The organism is Sulfuricurvum sp. (assembly GCF_049305995.1).
GTDB lineage: Bacteria > Campylobacterota > Campylobacteria > Campylobacterales > Sulfurimonadaceae > Sulfuricurvum.
This window is the reverse complement of sequence record NZ_JBAQPS010000230.1, coordinates 1-9,508: the sequence shown is the minus strand read 5'-3', so window position 1 is coordinate 9,508 and position 9,508 is coordinate 1. Positions and strand designations below refer to the sequence as shown.

At 43.7% G+C, this 9,508-nt stretch carries 13 protein-coding genes; 6 read left to right on the top strand and 7 right to left on the bottom strand.

Annotated features, from left to right (window positions below):
- Nucleotide 1: 1 nt before the first annotated feature.
- The 6 genes from WA010_RS08040 to WA010_RS08015 are packed head-to-tail and all read left to right on the top strand — an operon-like array spanning nt 2 to nt 5,073.
- On the top strand, nt 2-1,996 hold the full coding sequence (locus WA010_RS08040) for an ATP-dependent helicase (protein ID WP_422556611.1): 1,995 nt from the start codon (nt 2-4) through the stop codon (nt 1,994-1,996).
- Nucleotides 1,997-2,818: a tRNA pseudouridine(55) synthase TruB gene (gene truB / locus WA010_RS08035; RefSeq protein WP_422556610.1), complete on the top strand. Its 822-nt coding sequence runs from the start codon at nt 1,997-1,999 to the stop codon at nt 2,816-2,818.
- Entirely contained in the window at nt 2,812-3,039 is a 228-nt protein-coding gene (gene csrA / locus WA010_RS08030; RefSeq protein ID WP_422556609.1) for a carbon storage regulator CsrA, read from the top strand. The genes truB and csrA overlap by 7 nt, the downstream gene beginning before the upstream one ends.
- A complete protein-coding gene (locus WA010_RS08025) occupies nt 3,036-3,812 on the top strand; it encodes a 4-(cytidine 5'-diphospho)-2-C-methyl-D-erythritol kinase (protein WP_422556608.1) in 777 nt (258 codons plus the stop codon). The genes csrA and WA010_RS08025 overlap by 4 nt, the downstream gene beginning before the upstream one ends.
- A complete protein-coding gene (gene smpB, locus WA010_RS08020; RefSeq protein ID WP_422556607.1) occupies nt 3,805-4,257 on the top strand; it encodes an SsrA-binding protein SmpB in 453 nt (150 codons plus the stop codon). The genes WA010_RS08025 and smpB overlap by 8 nt, the downstream gene beginning before the upstream one ends.
- Nucleotides 4,258-5,073, top strand: coding sequence for a CorA family divalent cation transporter (locus tag WA010_RS08015; protein ID WP_422556606.1), 816 nt, complete (start codon nt 4,258-4,260; stop codon nt 5,071-5,073).
- A 93-nt stretch (nt 5,074-5,166) separates the two neighbouring features.
- On the opposite strand, the gene rplS is transcribed toward WA010_RS08015, so the two are convergent.
- The 7 genes from rplS to WA010_RS07980 form a co-directional block, all read right to left on the bottom strand.
- Nucleotides 5,167-5,526: a 50S ribosomal protein L19 gene (rplS, locus tag WA010_RS08010; RefSeq protein WP_015652941.1), complete on the bottom strand. Its 360-nt coding sequence runs from the start codon at nt 5,524-5,526 to the stop codon at nt 5,167-5,169.
- The gene (gene trmD / locus WA010_RS08005) at nt 5,516-6,211 is read right to left on the bottom strand and encodes a tRNA (guanosine(37)-N1)-methyltransferase TrmD (protein ID WP_422556605.1); all 696 of its coding nucleotides are present in this window, start codon (nt 6,209-6,211) and stop codon (nt 5,516-5,518) included. Before trmD ends, rplS begins: the two co-directional genes overlap by 11 nt.
- Nucleotides 6,211-6,765, bottom strand: coding sequence for a ribosome maturation factor RimM (gene rimM, locus WA010_RS08000; protein WP_422556604.1), 555 nt, complete (start codon nt 6,763-6,765; stop codon nt 6,211-6,213). Before rimM ends, trmD begins: the two co-directional genes overlap by 1 nt.
- Nucleotides 6,746-6,985 (bottom strand): KH domain-containing protein, encoded by a 240-nt coding sequence (locus tag WA010_RS07995; RefSeq protein ID WP_294894857.1) that lies wholly within the window; start codon nt 6,983-6,985, stop codon nt 6,746-6,748. Before WA010_RS07995 ends, rimM begins: the two co-directional genes overlap by 20 nt.
- A 2-nt stretch (nt 6,986-6,987) precedes the next feature.
- Nucleotides 6,988-7,218: a 30S ribosomal protein S16 gene (rpsP, locus tag WA010_RS07990; RefSeq protein ID WP_013459360.1), complete on the bottom strand. Its 231-nt coding sequence runs from the start codon at nt 7,216-7,218 to the stop codon at nt 6,988-6,990.
- Nucleotides 7,219-7,364: 146 nt separating this feature from the next.
- Nucleotides 7,365-8,711 (bottom strand): signal recognition particle protein, encoded by a 1,347-nt coding sequence (gene ffh, locus WA010_RS07985; RefSeq protein ID WP_422556603.1) that lies wholly within the window; start codon nt 8,709-8,711, stop codon nt 7,365-7,367.
- An 82-nt stretch (nt 8,712-8,793) separates the two neighbouring features.
- Nucleotides 8,794-9,508 (bottom strand): RluA family pseudouridine synthase (locus WA010_RS07980; RefSeq protein ID WP_422556602.1); only part of this gene is annotated, 715 nt, incomplete at its 5' end.

The window sequence follows — 9,508 nt, the reverse complement described above, 5'->3', positions numbered from 1 at the left end:
AATTGACGGTCCATTGCTCATTTTAGCGGGAGCTGGAAGCGGAAAAACAAAAACGATTACTACTCGATTAGCTTATTTACTTGATCAAGTTGGAATTCCTGCAGGCAACACTCTCACTCTTACTTTTACCAATAAAGCCGCCAAAGAGATGCGTGATCGGGCGATGGGGCTCATCACCCAAAACTCATATCCTCCCCTGCTGTGTACCTTTCATAAATTCGGTCTACTCTTTTTAAAATTTCATATCCACCTCCTCGGGCGTGCCAACAATTTCGTCGTTATCGATACCGACGATAAAAAAAAGATAATCAAAAAAATTAACGCCGATCTTCCCACTGCCCTGATCGCCAGTGAAATTTCTCGTTATAAAAACTCTATGATCGATCCTACCGAAGCGTATCTCCAAGCCGAACTTACCAACTACAAACATATTGCTAAAATATACGAAGAGTACGAAGCCTATCTACTTAAAAACAACCTTGTCGATTTCGATGATCTACTCTGCCTTACCTATCGTTTACTGGATGAATATCCCGATTTATGTACTCAAACTTCTGAAAAATATCGCTATATTATGATCGATGAGTACCAAGATACAAATGAGCTACAATTACGCCTACTCCAAAAACTATGTTCTACCCATAACAACCTCTGTGTCGTAGGGGATGATGATCAGAGTATTTACGGTTGGCGCGGGGCACATGTGCGTAATATCCTCGAATTCGATCAAGATTTTCAAGATGCCATGGTGGTCAAATTAGAGCACAACTACCGCTCCACTCAACCGATCCTCACCGTCGCCAATGCCCTGATTGAGCATAACCGCTCCCGTCTGGGTAAAACGCTCATCGCGACGAAAGAGGGGGGAGATGATGTTCAGACTATCACCTCCAACGATGAGAGCGAAGAGTCCCAAAAGATTGCCAAAGCAATCAAAACTCTCATCACCGGCGGAGTTCGTCCGAACGAGATTGCTGTACTCTATCGAATCAATGCGTTGAGCCGTTCTCTCGAAGAGGGGCTTAACCGCGCAGGAGTCGCCTATAAACTAGTCGGCGGTTTACGGTTTTATGACCGCGCCGAGATCAAAGATCTCATTAGCTATCTACGTGTCATCACCAATGTCCATGATAATTTTTCTCTCAAGCGAATCATCAATAAACCAAAAAGGGGCCTTGGCAAAGCAACTATTGATAAAATCGAACTCTCCTCTATTGAGGCGGGTAAATCGATGTTTGAGTTTATCTCTACCCTCAATGACAGCGAACTAGAATCGTTAGTACGGAAAAAAAGTGCCGGAGAACTGCGTGATTTTGTCTCTGAAATTCTCGAACTTCGTCTCGTTGCCGAAGAAGCCATTTACCGTTTTATTGATCGTCTTGAAGAGCGTTTTAAAATCAAAGAGACCCTCAAAGGGCTACCGGATGAAGCAGAGAAAATCGCCAATATCGATGAGTTTTACGGTCTTTTCCGTGATTATGTAAAACAAAATCCAGAGGCCTCGCTTGCCGAGTTTCTGAATGATATTACACTGCAAAGCGAACAAGATCAGGTGGAGGGTGAGAGTATCTACATTATGAGTATCCACGCTTCCAAAGGGTTGGAGTTTGAACACCTCTTTGTCATCGGACTCGAAGAGGGCTTTTTACCCCTTATCGGAGATGGGAGCGATTTGGAGGAGGAGCGCAGATTGGGCTATGTCGCCTTCACCCGTGCCAAAAATAACCTCACCCTCTCCAACGTCAACAGCCGTTTCTACAAAGGGCGCCGTACCGATCTACAAAAAAGCCGCTTTATCAACGAAGCAGGACTCTGCGAAGGATCGCTCATCTTGGAAAAAAATACTTCGTATAAAAAAGGGGATTTGGTGCGCCATAAAATCTTTGGTGCCGGACGGGTTGAGGGAGTGAGCAAAGCAGGACGTGAGTTCAAACTCAGTATTAACTTCGGCGGAAACAAACGAGATATTCTCGCCTCATTTGTGGAGAAACTCTGATTGAACCGCCTTTTTGTCGCCTATAAACCCTCCGGTATCAGTTCCAATCAGCTTTTAGGGCGTCTAAAAAGACGTTACGGCGTTAAAAAAGCGGGCTATTCTGGAACCCTCGATCCGTTTGCCAAGGGTGTTTTGATTATCGCATTTGGCAATCACGGACGACTTTTCCGATTTTTAAACAAAACCCCCAAACGCTACCGTGCAACACTATGGCTGGGAGCCTACTCCCCTACCCTCGATATCGAAAAAATCGAATCCATTGAAACTGTCGCACCTGTTCTTCATGAAGAGATACAAACTATTTTAGACTCGATGGTTGGGGAACTAACCTACCTCCCTCCCAAATACAGTGCCAAGCGGATTAATGGACGAAGAGCCTATGAATTTGCCCGAGAAGGAAAAGAGGTTGATTTACGTGAAATCACCTCAACTGTTTATGATCTCACACTGCTCCATTACTGCCACCCTTTCGTCACGTTTGAAGTAACCGTATCCGAGGGGAGTTATATCCGATCTCTCGGAGAGATGATTGCCGCTCGCCTTGGAGGTGATGGAGCGCTTAGTGCATTAGAGAGACTCAACGAAGGGCAATTTATCTATGAAAATGAAAAAGAACTCGATATAAAAACCTCCCTCGCAATTCCCAAAAACCGCTATAATGGCATATTACAAACGATTCTTTTAGGACAACCATTAGCACGCGAAGATTTTGATATCTCCGAGAATGGAACCTACTGGATCGACAACGGCGATACCATCTCGATACTAGAGATCACCTCCGATGGTGTCCGCTACATTCTCAATAAGGTTGAAGCATGCTGATTCTCTCCAGAAAAGCCGAAGAATCGATCATTATCGCCGATACAATCACCGTCAAAGTGGTCTCAATCGACAAAGGGGTTGTCAAACTCGGAATTGATGCACCACATAATATTCGCGTACTCCGTAGTGAATTAGTAAAAGCCGTCGAGAACTCCAATAAAGAGGCATCCCACGGTGATACCTCTTTATTACAACAATTGGTGCAAAAACTCAAATTATGATCCGATACAGAGCCTACGCTAAAGTCAATATTTTTCTCAAAATCACCGGAACACGGGGCGATTATCACACCATTAGTTCACGTTTTATGCGGGTAAAAAATCTGTTCGACACCTTATGGTTTGAGCCAAAAGCAACTCCTGAATTTGAAATACGGGGCAATTTCGACTGCGAAGTTCACTCTAACACCATCTACAAAGCTTATAAATATCTCCAAAGCGCGACACGTTCCGATAAACTCTCCACTTTTTTCGAGAACCACGCGATATGTGTCGATAAACAAATCCCCTCCTTTGCAGGCTTGGGGGGTGGAAGTTCGGATGCGGCAACCTTTTTACGGATGTGTAACGAGGAACTGGAATTGGGTCTAAGTGTTGAAGAACTAGCAAGTATCGGTGCTAATGTCGGTGCGGATGTCCCCTTTTTCGTCTATGGCTATGAGAGTGCCAATGTCAGCGGAATCGGCGAAGTTGTTGAACGATTCACTGAACCGTTGATCGATTTTGAGGTGATAACCCCCGACATCCAAATCAGTACCCCCTCTGTGTATCGCTACTACCGTGAAAACCTCTATGACCCTATCTCAGCCGAAGAAGTTGCAAGACTAGAATCAACCTCTTCACGTGCTATTCTCACTTCTATAAGTCCTAAAGAGGCCAATGATCTTTACCCTTCTGCTTTGGGATGCTATAGTGAATTAAATGAAAAAGAGGGCTGGTTTTTCTCGGGAAGCGGAAGCAGTTTTTTTAGAATCAAGGAAGATACCCATGGGTGAAAATATCGCCACCAACAAAAAAGCTTTTTTTGACTACTACATCGAAGAGAAATTCGAAGCGGGACTCGTTCTCAAAGGCTCCGAAGTCAAAGCCCTTCGTGCCGCACGGGTCAACCTCAAAGACGGCTTTATCAAGATCGTCAGAGGTGAGGCATTTGTGTTCGGCGTTCATATCGGAGTACTCGATACAACACATCACTATTATACCCATGAAGAGCGTGGAAGCCGAAAACTTCTGTTGCATAAAAAACAGATCGACAAGATGTTTAAAGCAGTAGAAAAAGAGGGGTTTACCCTCGTTCCTCTGAGTATCTATTTCAATGATAAAAACCTCGCTAAAATGCAAGTGGCAATTGTTAAAGGGAAAAAACTCTACGATAAACGGGATGATCTAAAAGAAAAAAGTCTCAAGCGTGATATGGAACGGGCACTTAAGGGAGAGTAAATGGTACAGTTACACGAACTTCATCTAAAAGACCTACAAAATCCAATTCACCCCTCCCTCTATGAAGCGTATGGCGAATATCAAATCTTGATCCTTAGGCTCCCTGAACTTTGGGAGGGGAAAGCCAATATCCTTACTCTACGTTCAAATGAGTTTTGGAAGAGCAAAGGGAGATTTTTTTCCTACCCTTTTGTCATTGTTAAAGAAGAGATTTATTTTTATGATAGAAAGCCAGGAGAACTAACGCGCTTTGAGAATGGGTTTAAAGATCTCTATCACTTTTTAGATGAAAAAATCAATGCCTTTATGGAAGATATCGAGATTGCACATGACAAAATAGCTTTTATAGAAGAGAGCCTCTATAAAAAACAATCTTTTAACCCGATGGAGCGATGGCATATTCTCAAAAAAGAGCTCTCACGCACCGAACGAGTTATCATTAAAGCGGTCGATGTCTTTGAGCGGTTTGTAACCAAACATACCCTTAGTGAAACCAATCTGCTCAATGAGTTTAATGACTTGCATGAACATCTGGAACGCTCACTCCGCTCAACGATTGCTGCCAATACACAGCTCGATGACATTTACCGTTATCACAACATCCAAACCAATGATCGTCTCAATCGCAGTATCTATCTCCTTACGATTATATCGGTGATCTTTTTGCCCCTTAACCTCGTTGTAGGATTTTTCGGTATGAATACTGGGGGATTACCGTTTCAGCACCATTACGGCACACTCGATGCATTTATCGCCATGATTGTTTTTGCGGCTATCTTAACGATTGCAGTTCTGTGGAAAATTAAAAAATATTAATAGTACCAGTAACATCATAATTTGAATGATACGTTAACTCTAAAAAAACAAAAGGGAAGAAAAAGGTGCCGCTCAAAAGAGCAGCGAAGGGGATTATTTGCGGCGAATTTCTTTAATACGTGCAGCTTTACCAGCAAGATCACGAAGATAGAACAATTTAGCACGACGTACACGACCACGACGAAGAACTTCGATTTTTTCTAGGCTGTCGCTGTAGATTGGGAATACACGCTCGATACCAACACCGTTAGCACCGATTTTACGTACAGTAATAGTACGGCCAGTACCTTCTCCACGAATAGAGATACAGATACCTTCATAATTTTGAACACGTGATTTTTCGCCCTCTGTAATAGTTACAGCAAGACGAAGAGTATCACCTGCACGGAACTCAGGAACGTTTTTATTAGCGATTTGTGCTTGCTCGAAGCTAGCAATGTACTTATTTTTCATAAGATGTCCTTATTTTATGCTTTTGAAGCTGCTCCGGTCTGAAGTACGCAGTTTTGCATTCAGACAGAGACGATTTTAGTGCACGAATTTTACTGTGATTTCCCTTTAAGTATTCTGATGGAACACTCATATTCTCATAAACAGGGGGTTTTCCGAATGAAGGCGCTTCGAGAAGTGGTGATTCGAAACTCTCATACTCCAGCGATTCACTATTTCCCAAAACACCTTCGATATTTCGAACGATGGCGTCGGTCATCACCAGTGAGGGAAGTTCCCCTCCGGTGAGGACGTAATCGCCGATGCTGAACACTTCATCACCAAAGCGTTCAACTACCCTCTCATCGATCCCCTCATACCGTCCGCTCACAAAAACCACATGGGGCTTTGATGAAAGACGCTTGGCATCGTTTTGGGTAAATTGTTTCCCTACCGGTGCCACAAAAATGATGTGAGAGTCTTCAGGGAGTGAGCGAAGTGCATCAAACAACGGTTGAGGTGTCATTAACATCCCAGCACCGCCGCCTGCGGCAGTATCATCCACTTTATGATGTTTTGAGGTACTGAAATCTCTTGGGTTGAGATAATCAACCGAAAATTTACCCGACTCGATCCCCCGTTTGAGAATAGAGTCTTGAAAATATCCTTCGATCAGATTAGCGAAAATGGTTACATACGTAAAACGCATTAGGATGCCTCTAACAGATCCAATCCGCCCTCTACGGTAATAATTTTAGCCGTTGCATCGGCGTTTAAAACAAAACGATCGATGTACGGGATTAAAAAGGTAGCCGGAAGCTCTTTGGCAACAAACGACGGATCGGTTGCTACTAGCAGATAATCCAACGGTCCGATACGTTCAATCTCTTGAACTTTACCTAAAAGTATCTCCCCCTCCATAACACTTGAACCGAGCAAATCAAACCAGAAAAACTCCCCCTCACTCAAGTTGCATCGCTCACGCGTCGCTTCAAAGGTGGTAAAAAGTTTTGCATTGGTGAGTGCTTTAGCCGCTTCAGGAGAATCAATCCCCTTTAGATGAACCAATTCACGATCAGGGTTATAGGAAGAGAGGATTATTTCTTTACCATTTTCAAGGGTGAATGAGGCATTAGGAGCAAACTGTTCAGGGAAATCGGTGGAGAGGTTAAGTTTCATATCCCCTTTTAAGCCAACGACTCGGCCTAAAGTGGCGACATGGAGTAAATCCTGCGGAGGTGAATTACGAAAGCGGTTCGACATTGATTCGGTAACTTTTTCCGTCTTTGGCTTTGCACCCGGAAATAACGGTTTTGATCGCACCGATCATTTTACCCTCTTTACCGATGAGCTTGCCCACATCCGCTTGATTAGCGTACAAAACGATTTCGGTCACTTCGTCGCCTTCATTCGATTCTACCCGAATTTCTTCGGGATAAGACGCTATTAACTTAGCAAAACCTGCGACGAAGTCCGCAACCATCATTATTTACCGGTAATTTTTTTAACGCGGTCTGACATTTGAGCACCAACGCTCAACCAGTAGTTAAGACGCTCTTCATCTACTTTGGTTGTGATAGGGTCTGTCATTGGGTTATAGTACCCGATCAATTCGATCCAACCGCCGTCGCGACGTTTGCGACTATCGGTTACCGCGATACGGTAGAAAGGTTGTTTTTTGCGACCCATACGGGTTAAACGGATGACTGTTGCCATTGTGTGTCCTTTAAATGTTTTTTTTGCACCAAGAAGTTTAGAAGAGTGTTTTACCCACAAAAGTAAAAGAAAAACCTCTAAGCTTCTTCAAATGCTAAATACTAAACTCATAATGAGTACAGTATTTAACATTTGCATTGGCAAAGTTAACGCGGTAAACGCGCACCTTGCATCTGACCCATCATACTCTGAAGGTCTTTCATCCCAGATTTACCCGAGAATCGTTTTGCCATTTTAGAAGCATTTTTAAACTGCTTCAAAATACGGTTCACTTCGATAATATCCAAACCACACCCTTTTGCCAAACGAGCCTTGCGGCTGTTATTCAAGAGTTCAGGATCTTCGCGCTCTTTCACCGTCATCGATGAGACCAATGCTTTGATCTGTTTGAGCTGGCTAGAGTTTTCCAAATCGAAATCTTTGAGCGCAGACGCCATGCCGCCCATACCTGGGATCATCCCCATAATGGATTTCATGCTCCCCATTTTTTTGAGGCTCTCCATCTGTTCTAGGAAGTCATTAAAGTTAAACTCCCCTTTTTTGATCTTTTTGGTAAGAATTTTCGCCCGTTTTTCATCGATAACCGATGCGGTTCGCTCTGCAAGGCCTTCGATATCACCGAGTCCCATAAGACGGTTAACGATACGATCTGGAAGGAAAATTTCGAGATCTTCCATTTTCTCACCCGCACCGATAAAGCGTAGAGGTACTTGGATTTGTGAAGCGATACCTAAAGCGACACCCCCTTTGGAATCCCCATCGTATTTGGTGAGGATAACGCCGTCGATCCCGATTTTTTCATTAAAAGTCGCTGCAGTACGAACCGCATCCTGACCCGATAAAGAGTCGGCAACGTAAAATATCTCATGCGGGTTGGCAACGGCTTTCACTTCCGCCAATTCGCCCATCAACTCATCATCGATTGCCAAACGTCCGGCGGTATCGATCAATACGACATCAACAAGTGCATTTTTTGCGTGTGCTAAAGCCGCTTTGACCACGTCAATCGAATTTTTGCTTGCATCATCGGCATAAAGTTCCACTTCGATAGAGGCACACACTTGACGGAGTTGCTCAACTGCCGCAAGACGCTGTAAGTCAGCCGCAACAACCAATACCCGTTTTTTCTGACGGGTTTTAAGCCAATTTGCCAATTTGCCCGTTGTTGTCGTTTTACCCGAACCTTGTAACCCCGTCATCAAAATAACGGTCGGTGCTATCGGAGCGTAGACAAATCCTGATTTGCCTTTGACATCCAAAAGGGCATATAACGATTTGCGAAGCGCATCGAGGAATTGGTCTTTTCCGATACCGCTTTGTTTAGTTTGGAGTTCGACCGAATCGATAAGGTCTTTGACGACTTTGTGGTTCACATCGGCTCTTAGCAACGCTTTTTTAAGCTCGACAAGTGCCTTGGTCAACGCCTTTTCATCGTCGTGAAAACGGATTTTGCGTATGGCTGATGTAAATGATTCGGTTAGTGTATCAAACACTTTGACTCCTAAATAATAGCTCTACAGGGTGTAAAAATTTCCGAATTATACTTAATTTTTTCTTCAATTACAATTAGAGTATTTAACTTCCGAAATGCCCAAACACTTTCGGTTCAGGCGCTTCAAACGTTCGCCCCAATAATGTCACTTTTTTCGCGTGAAGCATGACCCGCTTCGACTGTCGTCCGCCGTAACTCTCATCCCCGATAATCGGATGTTGAGCGTATTTCATGTGCGCACGAATTTGATGCGTTCGTCCGTGATGGATAACGAGCTGCACTTTCGTCTTTTTCCCCGATACTTCCAATGGAGTCACTTCAGTTATAGCGGGTTTACCGTTTTTAGCAACCTTGGTATAGGCTTTGTTTCCTTTTTTCTCCGTGATAAGTGGCTGATCGATAACAAACGGTTCACTTACCAATCCCTCTACCCATGCAACATACTCTTTGTAAACATTGTCTTTTTTAAACTCTTGGATCGCTTTGAGACGAAACTCTTCGTTTTTCACCAGCATCAAAACACCACTCGTTTCACGGTCAAGTCGGTGCAAAAGCTGTGAGCCTTTAAACTGACGTTCGATCTCATCCGAGTTGACGAAAGCCGGTTTATCGATAACGATCAAATCCTCATTCTCAAATATCGGACGCGCTTTTTCCACTTTTTGGACAATGAACACTGTTTTGGCACTGATTTCACCCCGTGCGATCATCACCTTGTTATTCCCAACATAAACCAAACCTCTATCAATCAGTGATTTGGCCTCAGAGTTGGATATTCCCTCTTGCTCCGCTAGGAGC

Coding starts and splice junctions, on each gene's coding strand:
- csrA (WP_422556609.1), top strand. CDS start 2,812: ATGCTGATTCTCTCCAGAAAAGCCGAAGAATCGATCATTATCGCCGAT.
- WA010_RS08025 (WP_422556608.1), top strand. CDS start 3,036: ATGATCCGATACAGAGCCTACGCTAAAGTCAATATTTTTCTCAAAATC.
- smpB (WP_422556607.1), top strand. CDS start 3,805: ATGGGTGAAAATATCGCCACCAACAAAAAAGCTTTTTTTGACTACTAC.
- WA010_RS08015 (WP_422556606.1), top strand. CDS start 4,258: ATGGTACAGTTACACGAACTTCATCTAAAAGACCTACAAAATCCAATT.
- rplS (WP_015652941.1), bottom strand. CDS start 5,526: ATGAAAAATAAGTACATTGCTAGCTTCGAGCAAGCACAAATCGCTAAT.
- trmD (WP_422556605.1), bottom strand. CDS start 6,211: ATGCGTTTTACGTATGTAACCATTTTCGCTAATCTGATCGAAGGATAT.
- rimM (WP_422556604.1), bottom strand. CDS start 6,765: ATGTCGAACCGCTTTCGTAATTCACCTCCGCAGGATTTACTCCATGTC.
- WA010_RS07995 (WP_294894857.1), bottom strand. CDS start 6,985: ATGGTTGCGGACTTCGTCGCAGGTTTTGCTAAGTTAATAGCGTCTTAT.
- rpsP (WP_013459360.1), bottom strand. CDS start 7,218: ATGGCAACAGTCATCCGTTTAACCCGTATGGGTCGCAAAAAACAACCT.